Origin of the sequence: Mammaliicoccus sciuri (assembly GCF_002901825.1) — a bacterium.
GTDB classification, from domain to species: domain Bacteria; phylum Bacillota; class Bacilli; order Staphylococcales; family Staphylococcaceae; genus Mammaliicoccus; species Mammaliicoccus sciuri.
Genome location: NZ_PPQD01000005.1, coordinates 103,726 through 123,278 on the forward strand (window position 1 = coordinate 103,726; position 19,553 = coordinate 123,278).

A 19,553-nucleotide genomic window follows, 5' to 3' on the forward strand; every position below is an offset into this window, starting at 1 on the left:
CAACTTCCTATTTTTTTGTAGAGGTGTTTAGAATGGAACGGCGAATCATTCACATTGACATGGATGCTTTCTTTGCTCAAGTTGAAATAAGAGATAATCCAAAATTAAAAGGAAAACCAGTTATTATAGGAGGACGTGCTTCAGGTAGAGGCGTTGTTTCAACGGCTAGCTATGAAGCTCGGAAATTTGGTGTTCATTCAGCTATGCCCATGGCTCAAGCACATCAACTTTGTCCGGATGGTTATTATGTACGCCCAAGAATTAATTATTATCGTGAAGTATCTAATGAAATAATGGCGATTTTTAAAAGTTATACAGATATTGTTGAACCATTATCGTTAGATGAAGCTTATTTAGACGTTACTGAACTTGTGAGAAGAGACTTATCTGCTTCAACGATTGCTCAATATATTCAACGGGATATTTATGATAAGACGCATCTTACATCTTCAGCAGGTGTTTCTTATAATAAATTTTTAGCAAAGCTCGCTAGTGGTATGAATAAACCGAGTGGTCGGACAGTGATAGATTATGAGAATGTACATGATTTATTGATGTCGTTGCCGATAGGAGATTTTGCAGGTATTGGAAAAGTAACCGAAGAAAAGATGAAATCATTGGGAATCAATAGTGGTAATGATTTATACGCATATGACCAAATGGAATTGATTCAATTATTCGGTAAACGTGGTGTAAGCTTTTATAATAAAGTACGTGGTATCGATCATTCTCCAGTGAAACCAACACGTGTTAGAAAATCAATCGGTCGAGAAACAACTTTTGAAACAGATCAAAATGATGATGACTTTATTCTCAATACGATTAGAAAATTGAGTACTGAAGTTGCCAATAGAGCTGATAAACACGAACTAGCAGGGCGAACAATAACAGTTAAACTAAAAACACATAACTTTGAAACATTATCTAAACAAACAAGTAGTCATACACCAGTCTATGACGAAGTTGAAATATATAATATTGCATATGATTTATATAATTCATTAAAAGATCCGGATACTTCTATACGTTTAGTAGGTGTATCTATCGGGAATTTAGTTTCGAGAACATATCGCAATTTAACAATATATGATTTTATTTAAACCGGTTTACTTGATATCGTCATGTATCCTTAGTATTCTGGATATTGTTGAATGCGCGTTTCGGCTATACGAGAAGTGGGTATTTATTAATACTTATAATAAGAAAGTAGAGATTGATATGAAATTTAAATTTTCAATTATTGCAATTACAGTATTATTAATCATTTTATTTATTAAAAGTTCCATTGAAACAGGTTCATTCGATATTATCAAATTACTAGGTATTATTGCGATAGCAATATTGTTATTCTGGGTTGATAGAAAATTAGAAAGACCTGTTAATAAAGCAAGTTTAAAAAGAGACATAAAAAAAGAATTCCAACACAAAGAGTAAATAAAAGAATAAAAGCTTCTAGGATGCGTCATAATATCCTAGAAGCTTTTAATTATACATATTTTTTATCGGTTAATGTTTTGCCATAAATACTTAATACAGAATCTAAGTCTGGATAATGTTTTAATAATCGATACGTAATAATTGCGCATGCTTTAGCATCATTTAACGCATGGTGGTGACCTTTAAAATCAATATTATAATAATCCATCATTGGCGCAAGTCCATATCTATGATTGTTGACTGTTTTTCTAGCTAATATACATGAACAAAAATACGTTAATTCAGGAATTTCGATTTGGTGTTTAATGAGTGATTTAAACAATACAGTCATATCAAATTTAGCATTATGTGCTACAACTGGTAGTGTACCGATGAAATCCATCATATATGGAAACACGACATCGAAAGTAGGTGAATTTGTCACATCAGAAGGTTTTATTTTATGGATTTTAATATTTATATTTGAAAAATAATCTTCAGGATTCACTAATGTATAAAAAGTTTCTGTAATTTGATGATCAATTACTTTGACCATTCCGACAGAACAAATGCTTTCCGGACTTCCATTTGCTGTTTCAAAATCAAGTGCTACAAATGAAGACATGCCATCACTTCCTTTAGAAAGTTATTATAAACATTTGTCGGAATAATGTAAATGATGATGGTATGTAGAAAGAATGAATAAAGACCATCTGCCATGAATAGTTCATGGAGATGGTCTTGTTTAAGTATTGTAAGGCTATAAATTATTCAGCATCTTCATCGAAGTGACGAGAAGCTAAATCTTTTTCATAGATAAATAATGCGTTATTGTCTTCTTGAATTCTTTCTAAGTAGTCAATATGTGTTTCAAACATAGACTCTTCTTCAACTTGCTCATCTAAGAACCAGTTTAAGAATGAAATTGTTGCAAAGTCTTTTTCTTCTTTAGCAATTTCAGATAAATTATAGAATCGACGTGTAACATCTTGTTCTTGAGCTAATCCATCTTTAAATGTCTCCAATAAAGAACTGAATTCAGTCTTAGGAGCATCTAAAGCTGTGAAAATAGCTTTTTCACCACGATCGTTAATATAGTCATATATTTTCATACCATGGAAACGTTCTTCTTTAGCTTGTTGAATATAGAAGTTTGCAAATCCATCGTAACTCTTATCTGCACAATAAGCTGCCATTGCCATATATGCATGTGCTGCGTAAAATTCATGATTCAATTGATTGTTTAAAGCATCTAAAATATTTTTAGATAACATAGAAATCTTCCCTTCTATAATAATTTTAACTTACATTTTTATTATACAATAACAATAAAATGAAACCAACGATTTGATACAGTTAAACACTTTTTTTAAAGCTTTTGAACGTGGTATAATGATGTGACAGAACAAGGAGGTAACGTATGAAGAAGTATGTTGCGAAAAATATAGCAAAGCTAGCACGATATGCTAGTAGAAAAGTAGGTAAACAAGGTACGGATCTTCCGGGACAAATAGCTCGAAAAATAGACCCGCTTATTTTAAGAAAGTTAGCGAATGAAGTAGATGAAATCGTGATGATTAGTGGTACGAACGGTAAAACGACGACATCGAACTTAATAGGTTATACATTAAAGAAGAACAATATTGAAATTATACATAATACTGAAGGTGCCAATATGGCAGCAGGGATTACTTCAAGCTTTATTGTTCAATCTAATAAAAATACTAAAATTGCTGTTATAGAAATAGACGAGGGTTCTATTCCAAGAGTGTTAAAAGAAATGACACCTTCTATGATGGTAGTGACAAACTTCTTTAGAGATCAAATGGATAGATTTGGTGAAATCGATACGATGGTAGATAATATCGCCAACTCAATCAAGGATAAAGGAATTAAACTATTACTGAATGCAGACGATCCTTTCGTTAGTCGTTTGAAAATAGCAAGTGATGACATTGTTTATTATGGTATGCAAAAAGGGATACATGACTTTGAACAAAGTACAATGGTTGAAAGTAAATATTGTCCTAATTGTGGCAGATTATTAAATTATAGTCATATTCATTACAATCAAATTGGTCATTATACATGTGAATGTGGATTTAATAGAGCGACTCCACAATATGAAGTGACAGCATTTAAACAAGAACCGTTTATACATGTTGGCTTAAATGATGCACATTTTGATATGAAGATTGCTGGTGATTTTAATGTGTTTAATGTCATTGCAGCTTATTCAGTATTAAGAGAATTAGGTTTAAATGATCAATCTATAAAAGCTGGTTTTGAAACGTATACTTCTGATAATGGACGTATGCAATACTATAGAAATAGTAAAAAAGAAGCGCTTATTAACTTAGCTAAAAACCCTGCAGGCCTTAATGCAAGTTTATCTGTTGGTGAACAAATTGATGGGGAAAAAGTTTATTTAATCAGTTTGAATGATAACGGCGCAGATGGAAGAGATATTTCATGGATTTATGATGCAGACTTTGAAAAATTATCTAGACAAAATATCAAAACTATCATCTGTACAGGACAAAGAGCTGAAGAATTAGCATTAAGACTGAAATATGCTGAAGTTGAAGCGGAAGTTATTATAGAACATTCAATAGAAAAGGCAACGGAACTATCAATGACTTACAATCAGTTTACAGTTGCAATTCCTAACTATACATCTTTGTCACCAATGCATCGAACATTGAATAAAGCCTTTAAGGAGGAAGCATAATGTCATCAATAAAAATATTTCATTTTATGCCAGATAAATTAAATTTGTACGGCGATATTGGCAATATCATTGCACTAAAACAACGTGCGAAATGGCGTAATATAGAAGTAGAAGTAATAGATATAACAGATACAGATCAATTAAGTTTAGATGAATGTGACATTTTCTTTATAGGCGGTGGAAGTGATAGAGAACAAAGTTTAGCTACAGAACAATTAAAGAAAATTAAAACACAACTTAAAGATGCAATTGAAGACGGCATGCCAACTTTAACAATATGTGGCGGCTATCAATTTTTAGGATCTGAATATGTAACACCTGATGGAACAAGATTAGAAGGTTTAAACATTCTTGATATTTATACAGAATCTAAGAAAGACCGTCTAATAGGAGATATTGTTATTGAATCAGAAACATTTGGACAAATCGTCGGTTTCGAGAATCATGGTGGAAGAACATATCATGAATATCCTACATTAGGTAAAGTCGTTGATGGTTATGGTAACAATGATACAGATAAGAAAGAGGGTATCCATTATAAAAATTTATTGGGTACATATTTACATGGACCAATTTTACCTAAAAACCACGAAATCACAGATTACTTATTAAAACAAGCATGTATCCGAAAAGGTATAACATTCGAACCAGAACAACTAGACAATACAGTTGAAGAAGCAGCAAAACAAGCTATTATAAAAAGGTTGTTAAAAGCAAAATAATAAAAAAATGTGAGTTAAAGAGGTAGTAACCTTCACATCATTAATAAATAATAATAAAAAGCGGCTGGGACATATTTTAGTGCCCTAGCCGCTTTAGTAAGTTTTAGTTTAGTTATTTTGTTAATCTTGAATATCTGTCGTTTAAAATTTTATTAATCATGAGTATTTCATAAATAATGTGACTTTTTATTTGGTTTTCATCAAATTCATTCAATCCTTTAACACTATTTTTTAATGTGGATGCAGCATTTTTTTGTTTTTTATATTCATTTGCTTTTATTAAATGTTCATATGATTTGATGAAATTTGAGATTGCTGTGCGTTCTTTTTCAGTAAAGACGATGTGCGTATTCTCTGGTAAATATACTAGGTTTAATAAATGTGCATTTAGTAGTCGGTTAATGTGATATTTCATTTCGACTTTTCTAATGTGAGATTTAGATTCTTTTTTTGCTCTATGGTAATCGTATTCTTCTTTTTGATATTTTATAAGTTGTTCAATTTTAGTGGCTTGCTGTTGTAATGTTGATACTTTTTTCATGGATAGGGCAGATTCATATTCACCTAGTAATAGTTCTTTAAGTCTAGATATGTATATTTCTAAAATACTTTGATCCATTTTATGATTGATGTCTTCTATTTGATTTATATATTTAGGTGGCAAAATAATAAAATTGACGATGCCTGCGGTTGCAAGACCAATTGTAGTAGTTGCTAATCGTGATACGAAATTATATACAAATGCTTCATGGATAACAGGGACCATTGCGACAGCTGTAATGGCAGCAACTAACATTCCATCAAATAATTTAAGTTTATAACATACTAAAATCGTGACGGTTGCTGCTAATGAATAACTTAAAGGTGATTCTCCAAAGAAGTATGTACTAATAACGGCTATAAATGCACCGAGTATTGAAGCGGGGAACCTTACAAAAGCTTTCTTTAAGGATGCTTTAGCTGTAGGTTCTATTGTCACAATTGATGTGATAACCGCAAATATAGGGTTTAAATTTAAAGACATACATATTAAACCTGTTAAAAAAGTTGCTAATCCAGTTTTAATAATTCTTGCACCGATAATTCGAGATAACCAATTTTCTTTCATATTCAAAACTCCGAAATCATTTTTTTATAGTATAACATGCATTTTCTGATATAATGATAAACGACAAAAAAATTTTAAAAGAAAGAACGGGATTTAAATGATAATTCAAAACAATGAAGAACTTGATGGCCTAAAAGAAATAGGTAAAATTTGTGCAATAATTCGTGATGAGTTGAAAGAAGCAACTAAACCCGGAGTGACAACTAAAGAATTAGATAACATCGCAAAGGAAAGATTTGCTGAATTAGAAGCAGAATCAGCACCTATTGCAGAGTATGATTTTCCTGGTTACACATGTATAAGTGTTAATGAAGAGGTTGCGCACGGTATACCTGGTAAACGTGTGATTAAAGAAGGCGATCTTGTAAACATAGACGTATCAGCACGTAAAAATGGCTATTATGCAGATACAGGTATTTCATTTGTTGTTGGTAATGCAGATGACCCGAAAAAACAATTAGTAGTAGATGTAGCGGCTATGGCTTTTGAAGAAGCAATGAAGAAAGTTAAGCCAGGTGCTAAATTATCTCAAATTGGCAGAGCAGTTAATGCTACAGCACGTAAAAATGGCTTAAAAGTTATTAAAAACTTAACAGGTCATGGTGTTGGACGTTCATTACACGATTCACCACAACATGTTATGAACTATTATGATCCATTAGAAAAACAATTGCTTAAAGAAGGTATGGTACTTGCAGTAGAACCATTTATCTCATCAAATGCAACAATCGTTAGCGACGGTAAAAATGATTGGGCATTTGAAACGAAAGATAAAAGTTTCGTCGCTCAAATTGAGCACACAATTGTTGTCACTAAAGAAGGACCATTATTATTAACTAAATTAGAAGACTAAAAATATAAGAGGAGTGGATAGAATTGATTAAACATACAAGATTCTATACTACTCCTTTTTATTTTTCTAAGACTAAGGTCCTATTGAAAATTCAATCCTAGGTCCATTTTTAGATTTGAAATAACATTTTATAATAGAGTTTAATATGACAGAAGTAGGTGATTCTATGTTTAATGTTGTTTCAGATCAATTAAAGCAATTGATTCTTGTTTCGTATTATGAAAGTTTAGATACATGTGCAAAGCGCTTAGATGTTAAAATTAAAGCTATGAAACAGTACATCACGTATCTTGAACAAAAACGTTGTCAATTAAGTAAATTAATTGATAAATATACTTTAGAATTAGACAATAAGTATATGGACAAGATTGAAGATTTTAAAATTAAATGTGCTAAAAAATTAGAAGATCATGATTTACAATGGTTACAAAAGCAAATTAATATGTTAGAAAGTGAATTAGCGAAAATTGACGAAGCTATGAAAAGCACTTTAGATAAAATTGCTGATACGATAGCTGAGCGTACGATGCTTACTCAGATGAATTCACTTCTCTAAAAAAGGAGTGGTATGTTGAAGAATAAATTTATATCAACTGAATTGTTGATCGTATTATCTGTATTGATTTTGTTATCAAACATTTACTATATTTTCTTTGAGAAAATAGGCTTATTACTCGTTGTTGTAATGGGTACGATATTTATATATGTAGGGTATTTATATTTTCATAAATTACGGGGATTAATTATATTTTGGATAGGCGCTATTTTAATGATTTATGCATTACTTTCTAATCCATACATGCTTGCCATTTTATTTTTATTCTTAGTATTTTTAGTTATTAGATATTTTCTATATCGTAAGAAACCATTAAGAGTAGAACATATCGACCAAACGTCAAATGAAAATATTAACGAGTCATTTATAAAACAGCGATGGTTCTCTCCTCAAAAGACACCACACTATATTTATAAATGGGAAGATATACAAATTCAACAAGCAATTGGAGATATTGAATTAGATTTATCTTTAGCTGCTAATTTATCTGAGCATAATGTTATTGTCGTGAGACAATATATTGGAAAGACACAAATTATTGTTCCTTATAATTACCATGTACATGTACATATAACTGCTTTATATGGCAGATTATATATGAATGATCAAGTGTATAGAGTGAAAAATGAAACGGTACATTATGAGGAAAATAGTCACAAAAACTCATTTAAAGTTAATATATTCTTCTCAACATTTATGGGAGATGTTGAGGTGATTTATCGATGAATAACTACACAAGAATTATAGGTTCAATGCTTATACTTGTTTATACAATTGTTGGTATATTATTTTTCTTAGATCGAATTTTTATTAATATTATATATTTTCAAGGTATATTTTATACTCAAATATTAGGTGTACCAGCATTCCTATTTATCAACATTGTAGTTATTTTGCTATGTATTATAATAGGGACTGCAGTCGCCTACAAAATTAATCAACAGCATCATTGGATTAAAGAACAAATCGAAAGATCTTTTCAAGGAGAAATGTTAGGTGTAAATCACCATGAAATTGATTTGCACAAAGAAACTTTAGAAATTTATCAAACATTAATTCCGTTGCACGAAGAACTATACACATTGAGATTAAAGTCTCAACAAATTATTAATGAATCGTATCAAATGCAAGATTCCGTCGTTAAAAAAATCATAGAAGATGAGCGACAAAGGTTAGCAAGAGAATTACATGACTCAGTAAGTCAGCAATTATTTGCGGCAAGTATGATGTTATCTGCAATTAAATCATCAGAATTAAAAGAGCCATTAGCAAAACAAGTAGACTTATTAGAAAAAATGATACAAGATTCGCAATTAGAAATGCGTGCTTTATTATTACATTTAAGACCTCTAGGATTAAAAAATAAATCGCTTGGTGAAGGGATTAAAGATTTAGTAGTCGACCTGAAACAAAAAATACCAATGAAAGTTGTTTATGATATAGAAGATATAGAAATAGCCAAAGGTACAGAAGACCATCTATTCCGCATAACTCAAGAGGCAATATCTAATACGTTACGTCATTCTAAAGGTACAAAAGTTTCAATAGAGTTAATAGATACGAATGATTATGTTATATTACGTATACAAGATGACGGTGTAGGTTTTGACACATCTAAAAGAGATCCACAGAGTTATGGGCTAAATACTATGAACGAACGCGCATTAGAAATTGGAGCCACTCTCAATATTATTTCAATGCCTGAATCGGGAACGCGTATTGAAGTTAAGGTACCAAATAATAAGGAGGAACAATATGACAATTAGAGTATTATTTGTAGATGATCATGAAATGGTTCGAATCGGAATCTCTAGTTATTTATCTACACAAGAAGATATTTCCGTCATAGGGGAAGCAGCATCAGGTAGAGAAGGTATTGAAAAAGCTGAAGAATTAGAACCCGATGTCATTTTAATGGATTTAGTGATGGATGATATGAATGGTATAGAAGCAACACAACATATAAAAAAGCATCAACCAAGTGTTAAAATCGTCATGTTAACAAGTTTCATTGAAGATAATGAAGTCTACCAAGCCTTAGATGCGGGTGTTGATAGTTATATATTAAAGACGACTTCTGCGGATGATATCGCAAATGCGATACGTAAGACGTACAATAAAGAGTCTATTTTCGAACCAGAAGTACTTGTAAAAATGAGAAATAGAATGAACCAGAAAGCTGAATTATTCGAAATGTTGACTGAACGAGAAATGGAAATATTATTATTAATCGCTAAAGGTTATTCTAACCAAGAAATAGCAAGTGCTTCCCATATTACAATTAAGACAGTTAAAACGCACGTTAGTAATATATTAAGTAAATTAGAAGTACAAGATAGAACACAGGCTGTTATATATGCCTTTCAACATAATTTAATATCATAAAAAAGAAGTTGAGCTTCCAGAAAGGAGCTCAACTTCTTTTATTTAGTAAATTCATATCCATTTTGAATCACTTCTAAATCACCATTGTGTGGATCAATAACAAGTCCATGTATAGGAACGGATTGATCAAATAAAGGATGGTTATATACTTTTTGTATATTTGTTTGAACATTTTCGGTAACATCATCAAATCCTCTTAAGAATTGGTGAATATTAATACCTGAATGCTCGATTGTATTAAGCGTATCATCTGTGATACCACGACTTTTCATTGTATCTATTACTGAGTCCACATCCAAATTCCCCATTCCACAGTCTTTATGACCCATGATAATGATTTCTTCAGCACCAAGTGCATAAATCGCTACTAATAAGCTTCGCATAGTAGACCCATATGGATGAGAAATTGTTGCGCCAGCATTTTTAACAACTTTAATATCACCATTTTTAAAGCCTAATGCACGCGTAGAAAGTTCTGTTAATCGCGTATCCATACAAGTAAGCAATACTGCTTTAGCATTAGGTGTCTTCGTTGTTATAAGATTTTCATATTCCTTATTTTCTATGAAAGCTGCATTATATTCTAAAATATCATTCAATAGAGGCATTAGTCATATCACCGTTTTCTGTTAAGTTATTAAATGCTTGCTCTTCTGGTGATCCATTTTTAAGCATTTTCTTCTGATGTAATACTGCGTTTATTTCTGCACCTATGATAATAATTAATCCTGTTAAGAATAACCAAATCATCAATACGATAATACCTCCGATACTACCATATGTCTTAGAGTAGTTAGCGAAATTATTAACATATAAACCAAATAGTGCACTTGAGCCTAACCATGCAATTGTTGTAAAAGCTGCACCAGGAACAACTGATAATAATTTAATTTTGATGTTTGGTGCGAGTGTATAAAGTGTGATGAACACGATAAACGTCACAATTAATGGTAATACGACTTTAATTAAACTAAATATCCAACGTAATTCAGATTCTAATCCTAAAGGACCGAATAATAAATTGCCGATTTGTTGTCCAAATATAGGTAGTGCTATTGCAATACCGAATACAACAACCATAATAACTGTGAAGAAGACACTCATGATTTTAAGTATGATGGCATTTCTTCCATCTTCAACATCATAAGCGACATTAAATGCGTTCATTAAAGCAGTCATACCATTTGAAGCAGACCATAATGCTGCAATTAAACCGAATGAGAATAAGCCACCACTGGCATTATTCATAACGTCATCAATTATGCCAGTAATTAATTTTGCCGTATCGCCAGGTGCATTTTCTGATATCATATTTGTAATTGTATCAGGATTGACTTGGAATAATGGTATCAACGTTAACACAAATATTAGAGTAGGGAATAATGCAAGTAAGAAATAATATGAAAGCTGTGCTGCAAGTCCTGTAGCATTATCCTTACCAATTCTGTATATTAAAGTTGATAAAATATTACCGTCTTTCGTAAATTTGGCTGGTTTATTGATCTTTGAAACGTAAAATATTTGATTATCCTTCTTTGCTGTTTTAGATTCAAATTTTTGTGGTGGAATATAATGTTCTTTCTTAATAGACTTTTTTTGTTCGTCTTTAAAATGTTTAGCTTGTTCTAAAAATTTTGAGCTCGATTTATCATTTCCCATATAAATTCTCCTAATTTAATATGATGTTAAAAAAGACTAGGTTAGTTGAATAAGCCTAGTCTTTAATATAAATTATGAATGGTTTGAACCTGAGATTTGTCTTTGATTCTTTTTCTCAATGAATGTATCTTTAGCATCCATAATTGATTGTTCTAATTCTGGATTTTTACGACGAATTTCTTCGATTACATCTTTCCAGTATAGAACTTCATCTTTAATTTGATCTAATTTAGAAGGTTCTCTTGAAGTGTTGCCTTCTTTAATGTTTTGTACTTGGTTTGATAATGATTGGCGAGTGTTTTTATCAGCTAATGCAATAATTGCGCCAATTGTACCACCTATTAAAATAGCAGGAACTAATTTGTTTTGCATAATGTTTTTCCCCTTTCCAGAATATAACTTTAAATTAACATTGACCTACATATCATATCACATATGAATCTTAAATTAGAGAATATAGGCGTTAATATATGTTATAAATATCACTAATGTTGTTTATTCCCATTAATTTAGAGATATAAACACAATTGTAGTTTATAATAGTGCATTAGACAATAGCTTTTCAAAAGGCATAATATCTAAATTTCTACCTATTTTAATTTTAAAATGCCCAGCTCTCGTCCATAATGTGATTTCACCGTTTAAATCAAGTAGTTTACCAGCATTCTCAGTAGACCACATCAGTATAATATTATAAGGTATAGAGTAAGTTTCTATTTTCTTACCGGTGATACCTTGCATATCACGAATGATAATTCGTTTGTTTGTAAATACGGCAGTATCTCTGAATGTCTTAAAAGCACTATAAGCTTCTTCGCCATCAACAAGATATTGTGAAATATTATCTGGTACTGCAACTTGTTCAAAAAGGGTCCATGAAAGTATATCTTGAACAGCCACTAGAATCACTCCTCACCTTATAATTCATGTTTATTGTATAAAATATTCATATAAATTGTAAAGTGAATATATAAGTTTGATAGTTTTAATTATAATTACTTTTTGCTAAACTAAATTTTGAAAGGATGATAAAAAAGATGACTGAATCAATAGAACAAATGGTAGATGATTTAAAAGGCAAGTTACGATTAGTAAATACAAGTGTATTGAATAAAGATGCAATACCTGAAGAAAAGAGAGAAGAATTAAAAGAAATACATACTATGGTCATGTCTAGAAAAAATATATCAGCAAGTGAAATGTCTGCCATTACACAAGCTTTAGGTGACCTTAGAAAATAAACAAAGGTGGTTATACAAATGGGTTATGAAAAACAGCTTCAAAAATATGCAGAGTTATTAGTAAAAGTTGGTTTGAATGTTCAGGAAAAAGAACCTGTATATATTCAAGCTTCAATTGATGCAAGTGAGTTTGTACATTTAGTTGTTGAGGAAGCGTACAAAATAGGGGCAGAAGACGTAAAAGTTAGGTACAACGATGATAGAATTGCACAGCTTAAATACCAATATGAACCTGAAGCATTTTTTGAGAATGTTAAACAATATGATATTGATGAAAAAATGGATTATTTAGATAGAAAAGCAGCGTTCTTATCAATTGTTTCATCTAGTCCAGATAGTTTGAAAGATGCTGATCCTAACAAAATTCGCAAATCAATGGCAGCAAACGGGAAAGCATTTAAAGACTATATGGTTGCTGTACAAAGTGATCGCATGAGTTGGTGTGTAGCTTCATATCCATCAGTAGGTTGGGCTAAAATGATGTTCCCTGAATTAAGTGATAATGAAGCGGTCAATAAATTACTTGAAACAATTTTAAAAACAGTACGAGTTGATCAAGAAGACCCAGTTAAAGCTTGGGAAGAACATGATCACTTATTACATGAAAAAGCTGATTATTTAAATAACAAAAAGTATAAAGCATTGCATTACAAATCAGCAGGTACTGACTTAACAATTGAATTACCAGACGGTCAATATTGGTCTGGTGCTAGTTCTGTAAACTCAAAAGGCAACAGCTTTGTAGCAAATATGCCTACTGAAGAAGTATTTACTGCACCACATAAAAATGGTGTTAACGGAACAGTCAGTAATACATTACCTTTAAGTTATTCAGGTAATATTATTGATGACTTTACTTTGACATTTAAAGATGGTGTAGTAGTAGACTACAAAGCCGGTGTTGGAGAAGAAATTTTGAAATCGATTCTTGAAACAGATGAAGGTTCAAAACGACTAGGTGAAGTAGCCTTAGTACCTGTTGATTCACCAATTTCTAACATGAACACGTTATTCTATAATACATTATTTGATGAAAATGCATCATGTCACATTGCATTAGGTTCAGCTTATGCGTTTTGTATTGAAGGTGGCAAAGATATGTCAGCAGAACAGTTAGCAGAAAATGGTTTAAATGATTCAACTACACATGTTGACTTTATGATTGGCAGCAAAGATTTATCAATTGATGGCATTTTGGAAAATGGTGAGAAAGAACCAGTATTTAGAGATGGTAATTGGGCATTTTAAAAGATAGCCATTTAAGAATACATCATGTATAATAAAGATAAATAAAGTCTTTATAGTCATTCAAAGGAGGGGATATCATGAGTACACCAATGGAATGGAGCGTAATGATCGCATTTGTGTTCGCAATTTTTACATTTGGCGGCGCTTTAATGATGTATCTTGTTCAAACATTCGATAGTAGAGAGTCTGTACGAATTGATACTGCTGAAGAAGCACTAGAGAAGAAAGTCTTTGATGATGAGGAACATTATCATTAATAAGAATGGAAGAGACTGGGACATAACGGAATGCCTCAGTCTTTTTTAGTATCTTGGCAGTAGATGACTGAATTGAAAATGCGCTTTTATAAAGCTTTTTCCAACTCTAGTCATCCTTGCCGGGGCGGGACTACGAAATCTTTTTATATAAATTAGATTTCTGTCCCGCTCCCTATTTTTTTCAATAAAAATAAGCAAAATTGAACGGGGTTATAATATGAAAACGAAGAAACCAATGAAAGAATCAAGAAGTGTAAAATCCATTCAAATATTTCCAGAGGACACTAATCATCACAATACGATGTTCGGTGGTAAATTAATGGCGGAAATTGATGAAATCGCAGCAATCGCAGCGATGAGACATAGTGGGAATTCAGTTGTAACAGCATCTACTGATTCAGTAGATTTCTTACAACCAATCGGAACGGGTGAAGTGATATCGTTAGTTTCATTTGTTACTTATGCAGGTAAATCATCTATGGAGATTTGCGTAAAAGTTATTAGTGAAGACAATATTAATCAAAAGAAACATTTAGCAGCGTATAGCTTTTTAACATTTGTAGCTTTAGATAAAGATGGGAACAAAGCAGAAGTTCCAGCAATCTATCCTGAAACAGATGATGAAAAATGGTTCTATGAAAGTGCGCAAGATAGAGTGAAACTACGCCAAGAAAGAAGAAAAGAAAGCAAGAAAACATTAGACTTCATGTCTACAAAACTATATATCTAATTTAAATAAATGGCTAGGACAACAATCGTTATCCTAGCCATTTTTTGTATTATTGATTCATTCTAAATTCGTTTGCTTTAAAGTCAACATCTTTATAGTACATATCTTTTACGAGTAGATTTGGACCTAAACATCTCACTTTAGGACAGTGACAGTTAAGTGATTTTGCTAAAGATGAATTCATCCATGTTTGATAAACATCTTCAAGTTTATCTTGTTTAATATTTGCGATAGATCCCGTTTCATCGCCGAAGTCTGTAACAATCACATCTCCAGAAAATACATTAACATTTAATCTGCTTCTTCCATCTGGGTCATTTCTTAAACTTACATTTTTAGATGATTTTAATCTAGATAATAAGTTCTGGTCAGATTCATTCATGAAACAAGGGTAAAAAGGTAACGTACCAAATAACATCCATGTATCTTCATCTCTAAAGTCTAAAATCTCATGAATAGTATCTTTCATTTCATTTAAACTCATAATATTTAACTGACTCGCAAAGTCAGAAGGGTACATAGGATGTATTTCATGGCGACTACATTTCATATCATGAACAATTTCATTATGGATTTTTTGTAAATAAGGTTTAGTACTTTTATTTAACATCGTTTCAGCAGATACAAACATACCTTGTTCTGATAGAGTGGCAGAGTTTTGAATCATTTGATCGTATAGTCGATATCTTGCTTTTAAAGGTGGTTTCTTGTCCATCACATGGAAACCAACTTCACTGAATTCATCGATTGTTCCCCAGTTGTGTGAAATATGCATAACATCAATATACTCAGCAATTTCTAAATAACGATCAAGTGGTAGCGTTAAATTAGAATTCATTTGCGTGTAAATGCCTCTTTTGTGTGCATATTTTAATAAAGGAACGACTGTTTCTCGAATTGATTTTTTACTGAACATTGGTTCTCCACCAGTAATCGAGATTGTTTTTAAGTGAGGTACTTCATCAAGTCTCTTTAAAATTAAATCCATCGGTAACGTGTCAGGGTCTCGTAATTGCAACGTATAACCTACTGCACAATGTGCACAACGCATGTTACAGAGTGTAGTAGTTGTAAATTCTATATTACTCAGTTGTAATGAACCATGTTCATCTATATCGTTATAGGCTTCCCACGGGTCGTTTTTTATTGAAATAGGACTTTTCAAGTCGTATATCATGATATATCCTTCTTTCTGATTTTTTTCCTATCTATGAGCGTAACACTTGTTATCAAATTTTCCAATACTGATTTATGATTGTTTTTATACTTGTTATCATTCATAATAATATTATTAAAAATAAAGGAGTATTCAAATGAGTAAAAAAACATCACTTAATGAAATCAAACAAAGGTTATCAGACTTTTTAGATGAAATGGAAGCAATGAACCCTGAAGATATGGAAGTATCTGATGTAGATGAATGGATTGCTTTGCTTGATGAACTTGAGAAAAAAGTTCAAGCTATGCATGATTAATGGTGGCCATACATGAATGTTTCAGTAAAAGTAGGACAGAAGTTTCCTTTAACGATCAAACGATTAGGTATTAATGGTGAAGGTATTGGCTATTATAAGAAGAAGATAACATTTGTAGAAGGTTTATTGCCGGGAGAAGTTGGACTTGTCCAAGTAGTAAAGGCGAAACCAAATTTTATCGAAGCGAAAGTAGTCAAAATCCGTGAACGTAGTAAAGAAAGGGTTAAACCTAAATGTAAAGTTTATGATATTTGTGGTGGATGCCAACTGCAACATTTAAATTATGATGCGCAACTTTTATTCAAATCACAAATTGTAAAAGATGCGTTAACTAAATATGCAAAAAATATCCCAACAAAAATTGTAAAACCTACAATCGGTATGGATAATCCTTGGGGATACCGTAATAAAAATCAATTTCCTGTTCAGAAGAAAGGAAATCAACTCATTGCAGGCCTTTATGAAAAAGATAGTCATCAATTAATCGATATTAAAAAATGTCCAGTTCAAGATAAACGTACGATTCAAGTTACGAATGAATTGAGAAATATTTTGATGAATTTACAAGTTAAAGTATGTAGAAATCCAAATAAAGAACAAGGGCTAAGATATATTGTTACGAGAGTGGCAAAGCATAGTCAACAAATACAAGTTACGTTAGTTTGTACGGACGATCAATTGAAATATAATCAGTCTCTTATTGATCAAATCATGAATTTGTCTTTCGTGGAAAGTTTATCCATCAATATTAATAAAGAGAAGACATCACGAGTACTTGGAAATCAAACGATTCATGTAAGTGGTAAACAACAAATTACAGAAACGCTTGGTCAATACTATTATGATTTATCGCCAGATTCATTTTTTCAATTAAATCCAGAACAAGCTACAAAAATGTACGGTGAAATTGAAACTCAGGCGAATTTAACAGGTAATGAATCAGTTGTAGATGCATTTTGTGGAACAGGTACAATTGGTATTTGGATTTCTCAAAATGCGAAAGAAGTGAGAGGTATGGATATTATTAAAGAAGGTATTGATGACGCTAAGAAAAATGCTGAACTCAATAATCGTCATAATGTACACTATGAAGTTGGTGATGCATATAAAGTTATGGATAAATGGATTAAAGAAGGCTTTAAACCAGACGTGATAACAGTTGATCCGCCAAGAACTGGATTAGGTATTAAAGCTGTTGAACTTATCAAATCCGTTCATCCAAAAACATTTGTGTATACAAGTTGTAATCCATCAACTTTAGCTAAAGATTTAGCACACTTATCTAAAAAATATAAAGTCGTAAGCATGCAACCTATTGATATGTTTCCACAAACAGCACAAGTAGAAGTCGTAGCAAAATTAGTTGCAAAATAAGTTTAAAACCTTTCAAAAGTGGTATATAAATATTAGACATACTATGAAAGGAAGAGATTGATATTATGAGTAAAAAAGTAGCAGCAGTTGTAACAGATTTATTCGAGGACGTTGAATTAACAAGTCCACAAAAAGCATTAACTGATGCTGGACATGAAGTTGTTATTATTGGTGAAGAAAAAGGAAAAGAAATCACTGGTAAAAAAGGCGAAAAAGTTATAGTAGAAGTTGGTATTGATGAAGCAAATGCTGCAGATTATGATGCAGTCTTAATTCCTGGCGGATTTTCACCAGATTTATTACGTGGGGATGAACAAGGACGTTTTGGCGAATTTGTTAAACATTTCGTACAAAATGAAAAACCTTCATTTGCAATTTGCCACGGACCTCAATTATTAATTGATACAGATTTATTAAATGGCAGAACTGTTACTAGTTTCTTGTCAGTTAGAAAAGACTTACAAAATGCAGGTGCAAAAGTCGTTGACGAATCTGTAGTCGTTGACAATGGCATCGTCACAAGTCGAACTCCAGACGACTTAGAAGACTTTAACCGTGAATCACTTGCATTGCTTCAATAGATGCTTTGATTAGCCACTCACTTTTATAGTGAGTGGTTTTTTTGTGCAGGCTATTATATAATTTTTTTATAATATATAAGGAGCGTGGTTTATGGAAAGTAAGTATGATACAAAGTATTTTCAATCATTAATAGGGCGCGCTGAATTAACCGAAAATATTTTGAAATCAATTCAAAATAAATCAAGTGGGAACGATGGTGAAAATTATTTTAATGCTATTTTAAATTGTGATACGGATATCGTATATATGAACGACTTTCAATTTACATTCAACAGTCAAGTTCAAATAGATGCAATCGTCATCGATGATCATGCAATATATTTGTTCGAGATAAAAAATTATAAAGGCATTTATTATTTGGAAGACACGCTATTAAAAAATAATTTTGGAAGTTCATTTACCTCACCGTTCATACAAATGGAAAGAGCTAGAAATGAATTTAATAAACTATGTCGCTATTTAGAAATTGATAAACCCGTTGTTTCAAAATTAGTCTTTACAAATCCTTACTTTAACTTCAAAAATAAAAACCTCTTAAAAGATCAAGTTATCTTACCCTCAGAATTAGGCTCATTTACCCAACTTTTTAAAAATCAAAATCAATCAGAAAATATCAGAATTAAACAGAAACTATTAACAGTAAGAAATTCATTTGATGCGCAATACAGTAAAGGTGTGACAATACCGTTTGAACAAATCAAACCAGGTATCAAATGTCCTAGATGTAATCGCATGTTCACAGTAAAAATTGAACAAGACAAACAGAAATGTACGTGCCAATATTGTGAGTCCGAAATGGATAAAAAGTATGTTTATGAATATAATTTGCAAGAACTGTATTATTTAAAGCAAGAGCCATTCACAATCACCGAAGCAGTATGGTGGTTAGGAGGGAATAGTAAAACTATTAGACGAATTTGTGATAAATGTTTCTTAAGTAAAGGTGCAAGAAATAAAAAATACTTTTTAAAGTAATAATATGAATTTTGATGTACGGTATTAAGGGACAGAATTCTGAGAAATGTCCGTAAGGGGTGCTGTTAGGGACAGAATTCTGAGAAATGTCTGTAAGGGGCGTCGTTAGGGACAGAATTCTGAGAAATGTCCGTAAGAGGTGCTGTAAGGGACAGAATTCTGAGAAATGTCTCTAAGAGGTGCTGTAAGGGACAGAATTCTGAGAAATGTCTGTAAGGGGCGTCGTTAGGGACAGAATTCT

General features: G+C 31.7%; 25 protein-coding genes. 17 read left to right on the plus strand and 8 right to left on the minus strand.

What is annotated here, in order from left to right; translation table 11 throughout:
* Positions 1-32 precede the first annotated feature (32 nt).
* Both dinB and CD035_RS01485 read left to right on the plus strand, forming a co-directional pair.
* Positions 33-1,100, plus strand: a complete 1,068-nt coding sequence (gene dinB / locus CD035_RS01480) for a DNA polymerase IV (protein WP_048540668.1) — start codon at positions 33-35, stop codon at positions 1,098-1,100.
* 118 nt (positions 1,101-1,218) lie between these two features.
* Positions 1,219-1,434 carry a hypothetical protein gene (locus CD035_RS01485; protein WP_048540669.1) on the plus strand — a complete coding sequence of 72 codons (216 nt, stop codon included), beginning with the start codon at positions 1,219-1,221 and terminating at the stop codon, positions 1,432-1,434.
* A 52-nt stretch (positions 1,435-1,486) separates the two neighbouring features.
* On the opposite strand, the gene CD035_RS01490 is transcribed toward CD035_RS01485, so the two are convergent.
* Positions 1,487-2,041, minus strand: a complete 555-nt coding sequence (locus CD035_RS01490) for a 3'-5' exonuclease (RefSeq protein ID WP_048540670.1) — start codon at positions 2,039-2,041, stop codon at positions 1,487-1,489.
* A 142-nt stretch (positions 2,042-2,183) separates the two neighbouring features.
* Positions 2,184-2,690: a ferritin gene (locus tag CD035_RS01495; protein ID WP_025905146.1), complete on the minus strand. Its 507-nt coding sequence runs from the start codon at positions 2,688-2,690 to the stop codon at positions 2,184-2,186.
* Positions 2,691-2,836: 146 nt separating this feature from the next.
* On the opposite strand from CD035_RS01495, the gene murT reads away from it, so the two are divergent.
* The gene (gene murT, locus CD035_RS01500; protein WP_037590447.1) at positions 2,837-4,147 is read left to right on the plus strand and encodes a lipid II isoglutaminyl synthase subunit MurT; all 1,311 of its coding nucleotides are present in this window, start codon (positions 2,837-2,839) and stop codon (positions 4,145-4,147) included.
* The gene (gene gatD, locus CD035_RS01505; protein WP_048540671.1) at positions 4,147-4,869 is read left to right on the plus strand and encodes a lipid II isoglutaminyl synthase subunit GatD; all 723 of its coding nucleotides are present in this window, start codon (positions 4,147-4,149) and stop codon (positions 4,867-4,869) included. Before murT ends, gatD begins: the two co-directional genes overlap by 1 nt.
* A gap of 112 nt (positions 4,870-4,981) precedes the next feature.
* Here the strand turns inward: gatD and CD035_RS01510 are convergent, their stop codons facing one another.
* A complete protein-coding gene (locus tag CD035_RS01510) occupies positions 4,982-5,977 on the minus strand; it encodes an FUSC family protein (protein WP_048540672.1) in 996 nt (331 codons plus the stop codon).
* Between the two features lie 97 nt (positions 5,978-6,074).
* Between CD035_RS01510 and map the strand changes: the two genes are divergently transcribed.
* The 5 genes from map to CD035_RS01535 all read left to right on the plus strand — a co-directional run bounded on the left by map (position 6,075) and on the right by CD035_RS01535 (position 9,771).
* Positions 6,075-6,830 carry a type I methionyl aminopeptidase gene (gene map / locus CD035_RS01515; RefSeq protein WP_048540673.1) on the plus strand — a complete coding sequence of 252 codons (756 nt, stop codon included), beginning with the start codon at positions 6,075-6,077 and terminating at the stop codon, positions 6,828-6,830.
* A 145-nt stretch (positions 6,831-6,975) separates the two neighbouring features.
* Positions 6,976-7,386, plus strand: coding sequence for a hypothetical protein (locus CD035_RS01520; protein ID WP_227532160.1), 411 nt, complete (start codon positions 6,976-6,978; stop codon positions 7,384-7,386).
* Positions 7,387-7,401: 15 nt separating this feature from the next.
* Entirely contained in the window at positions 7,402-8,112 is a 711-nt protein-coding gene (gene liaF, locus CD035_RS01525) for a cell wall-active antibiotics response protein LiaF (RefSeq protein ID WP_048540674.1), read from the plus strand.
* Positions 8,109-9,152 (plus strand): sensor histidine kinase, encoded by a 1,044-nt coding sequence (locus tag CD035_RS01530; RefSeq protein WP_048540675.1) that lies wholly within the window; start codon positions 8,109-8,111, stop codon positions 9,150-9,152. The genes liaF and CD035_RS01530 overlap by 4 nt, the downstream gene beginning before the upstream one ends.
* Positions 9,142-9,771, plus strand: a complete 630-nt coding sequence (locus CD035_RS01535) for a response regulator transcription factor (protein ID WP_025905154.1) — start codon at positions 9,142-9,144, stop codon at positions 9,769-9,771. The genes CD035_RS01530 and CD035_RS01535 overlap by 11 nt, the downstream gene beginning before the upstream one ends.
* A gap of 38 nt (positions 9,772-9,809) precedes the next feature.
* Here CD035_RS01535 and CD035_RS01540 read toward each other — a convergent pair whose 3' ends face one another.
* From CD035_RS01540 to CD035_RS01555, 4 genes are all read right to left on the minus strand, one after another.
* Positions 9,810-10,379, minus strand: coding sequence for a beta-class carbonic anhydrase (locus tag CD035_RS01540; protein WP_025905155.1), 570 nt, complete (start codon positions 10,377-10,379; stop codon positions 9,810-9,812).
* Complete coding sequence (locus CD035_RS01545; RefSeq protein ID WP_048540676.1) at positions 10,363-11,430, minus strand: YihY/virulence factor BrkB family protein; 1,068 nt, start codon at positions 11,428-11,430, stop codon at positions 10,363-10,365. The genes CD035_RS01540 and CD035_RS01545 overlap by 17 nt, the downstream gene beginning before the upstream one ends.
* A 72-nt stretch (positions 11,431-11,502) precedes the next feature.
* Positions 11,503-11,802 (minus strand): YtxH domain-containing protein, encoded by a 300-nt coding sequence (locus CD035_RS01550; protein WP_025905157.1) that lies wholly within the window; start codon positions 11,800-11,802, stop codon positions 11,503-11,505.
* 162 nt (positions 11,803-11,964) lie between these two features.
* Positions 11,965-12,330: a PH domain-containing protein gene (locus CD035_RS01555; RefSeq protein ID WP_025905158.1), complete on the minus strand. Its 366-nt coding sequence runs from the start codon at positions 12,328-12,330 to the stop codon at positions 11,965-11,967.
* A gap of 137 nt (positions 12,331-12,467) precedes the next feature.
* On the opposite strand from CD035_RS01555, the gene CD035_RS01560 reads away from it, so the two are divergent.
* From CD035_RS01560 to CD035_RS01575, 4 genes are all read left to right on the plus strand, one after another.
* Positions 12,468-12,671: a DUF1128 family protein gene (locus CD035_RS01560; protein WP_048540677.1), complete on the plus strand. Its 204-nt coding sequence runs from the start codon at positions 12,468-12,470 to the stop codon at positions 12,669-12,671.
* Between the two features lie 18 nt (positions 12,672-12,689).
* Entirely contained in the window at positions 12,690-13,919 is a 1,230-nt protein-coding gene (locus tag CD035_RS01565; RefSeq protein ID WP_048540678.1) for an aminopeptidase, read from the plus strand.
* Between the two features lie 77 nt (positions 13,920-13,996).
* Positions 13,997-14,176 carry a hypothetical protein gene (locus CD035_RS01570; protein ID WP_048540679.1) on the plus strand — a complete coding sequence of 60 codons (180 nt, stop codon included), beginning with the start codon at positions 13,997-13,999 and terminating at the stop codon, positions 14,174-14,176.
* 217 nt (positions 14,177-14,393) lie between these two features.
* A complete protein-coding gene (locus CD035_RS01575; protein WP_025905162.1) occupies positions 14,394-14,906 on the plus strand; it encodes an acyl-CoA thioesterase in 513 nt (170 codons plus the stop codon).
* Between the two features lie 49 nt (positions 14,907-14,955).
* Here CD035_RS01575 and yfkAB read toward each other — a convergent pair whose 3' ends face one another.
* On the minus strand, positions 14,956-16,083 hold the full coding sequence (gene yfkAB, locus CD035_RS01580) for a radical SAM/CxCxxxxC motif protein YfkAB (RefSeq protein ID WP_048540680.1): 1,128 nt from the start codon (positions 16,081-16,083) through the stop codon (positions 14,956-14,958).
* A 136-nt stretch (positions 16,084-16,219) separates the two neighbouring features.
* Here yfkAB and CD035_RS13850 point away from each other — a divergent pair, with 136 nt between their 5' ends.
* The 4 genes from CD035_RS13850 (at position 16,220) to CD035_RS01595 (ending at position 19,312) form a co-directional block, all read left to right on the plus strand.
* Positions 16,220-16,381, plus strand: coding sequence for an SE1561 family protein (locus CD035_RS13850; protein WP_049320382.1), 162 nt, complete (start codon positions 16,220-16,222; stop codon positions 16,379-16,381).
* Positions 16,382-16,393: 12 nt separating this feature from the next.
* Complete coding sequence (gene rlmD / locus CD035_RS01585) at positions 16,394-17,755, plus strand: 23S rRNA (uracil(1939)-C(5))-methyltransferase RlmD (RefSeq protein ID WP_048540681.1); 1,362 nt, start codon at positions 16,394-16,396, stop codon at positions 17,753-17,755.
* A 65-nt stretch (positions 17,756-17,820) separates the two neighbouring features.
* Entirely contained in the window at positions 17,821-18,336 is a 516-nt protein-coding gene (locus CD035_RS01590) for a type 1 glutamine amidotransferase domain-containing protein (protein ID WP_048540682.1), read from the plus strand.
* Positions 18,337-18,427: 91 nt separating this feature from the next.
* Positions 18,428-19,312, plus strand: coding sequence for a nuclease-related domain-containing protein (locus CD035_RS01595; protein ID WP_048540683.1), 885 nt, complete (start codon positions 18,428-18,430; stop codon positions 19,310-19,312).
* The last annotated feature ends 241 nt before the right edge of the window (positions 19,313-19,553 follow it).

What these genes read in the sequence shown, in the direction of transcription:
- map (WP_048540673.1), top strand. Translation starts at nt 6,075, where the DNA reads ATGATAATTCAAAACAATGAAGAACTTGATGGCCTAAAAGAAATAGGT.
- CD035_RS01570 (WP_048540679.1), top strand. Translation starts at nt 13,997, where the DNA reads ATGAGTACACCAATGGAATGGAGCGTAATGATCGCATTTGTGTTCGCA.
- rlmD (WP_048540681.1), top strand. Translation starts at nt 16,394, where the DNA reads ATGAATGTTTCAGTAAAAGTAGGACAGAAGTTTCCTTTAACGATCAAA.
- CD035_RS01520 (WP_227532160.1), top strand. Translation starts at nt 6,976, where the DNA reads ATGACAGAAGTAGGTGATTCTATGTTTAATGTTGTTTCAGATCAATTA.
- CD035_RS13850 (WP_049320382.1), top strand. Translation starts at nt 16,220, where the DNA reads ATGAGTAAAAAAACATCACTTAATGAAATCAAACAAAGGTTATCAGAC.
- CD035_RS01560 (WP_048540677.1), top strand. Translation starts at nt 12,468, where the DNA reads ATGACTGAATCAATAGAACAAATGGTAGATGATTTAAAAGGCAAGTTA.
- CD035_RS01485 (WP_048540669.1), top strand. Translation starts at nt 1,219, where the DNA reads ATGAAATTTAAATTTTCAATTATTGCAATTACAGTATTATTAATCATT.
- CD035_RS01530 (WP_048540675.1), top strand. Translation starts at nt 8,109, where the DNA reads ATGAATAACTACACAAGAATTATAGGTTCAATGCTTATACTTGTTTAT.
- yfkAB (WP_048540680.1), bottom strand. Translation starts at nt 16,083, where the DNA reads ATGATATACGACTTGAAAAGTCCTATTTCAATAAAAAACGACCCGTGG.
- CD035_RS01510 (WP_048540672.1), bottom strand. Translation starts at nt 5,977, where the DNA reads ATGAAAGAAAATTGGTTATCTCGAATTATCGGTGCAAGAATTATTAAA.
- CD035_RS01590 (WP_048540682.1), top strand. Translation starts at nt 17,821, where the DNA reads ATGAGTAAAAAAGTAGCAGCAGTTGTAACAGATTTATTCGAGGACGTT.
- CD035_RS01495 (WP_025905146.1), bottom strand. Translation starts at nt 2,690, where the DNA reads ATGTTATCTAAAAATATTTTAGATGCTTTAAACAATCAATTGAATCAT.
- CD035_RS01565 (WP_048540678.1), top strand. Translation starts at nt 12,690, where the DNA reads ATGGGTTATGAAAAACAGCTTCAAAAATATGCAGAGTTATTAGTAAAA.
- murT (WP_037590447.1), top strand. Translation starts at nt 2,837, where the DNA reads ATGAAGAAGTATGTTGCGAAAAATATAGCAAAGCTAGCACGATATGCT.
- CD035_RS01575 (WP_025905162.1), top strand. Translation starts at nt 14,394, where the DNA reads ATGAAAACGAAGAAACCAATGAAAGAATCAAGAAGTGTAAAATCCATT.
- CD035_RS01550 (WP_025905157.1), bottom strand. Translation starts at nt 11,802, where the DNA reads ATGCAAAACAAATTAGTTCCTGCTATTTTAATAGGTGGTACAATTGGC.
- gatD (WP_048540671.1), top strand. Translation starts at nt 4,147, where the DNA reads ATGTCATCAATAAAAATATTTCATTTTATGCCAGATAAATTAAATTTG.
- CD035_RS01535 (WP_025905154.1), top strand. Translation starts at nt 9,142, where the DNA reads ATGACAATTAGAGTATTATTTGTAGATGATCATGAAATGGTTCGAATC.
- CD035_RS01595 (WP_048540683.1), top strand. Translation starts at nt 18,428, where the DNA reads ATGGAAAGTAAGTATGATACAAAGTATTTTCAATCATTAATAGGGCGC.
- CD035_RS01490 (WP_048540670.1), bottom strand. Translation starts at nt 2,041, where the DNA reads ATGTCTTCATTTGTAGCACTTGATTTTGAAACAGCAAATGGAAGTCCG.
- CD035_RS01540 (WP_025905155.1), bottom strand. Translation starts at nt 10,379, where the DNA reads ATGCCTCTATTGAATGATATTTTAGAATATAATGCAGCTTTCATAGAA.
- dinB (WP_048540668.1), top strand. Translation starts at nt 33, where the DNA reads ATGGAACGGCGAATCATTCACATTGACATGGATGCTTTCTTTGCTCAA.
- CD035_RS01545 (WP_048540676.1), bottom strand. Translation starts at nt 11,430, where the DNA reads ATGGGAAATGATAAATCGAGCTCAAAATTTTTAGAACAAGCTAAACAT.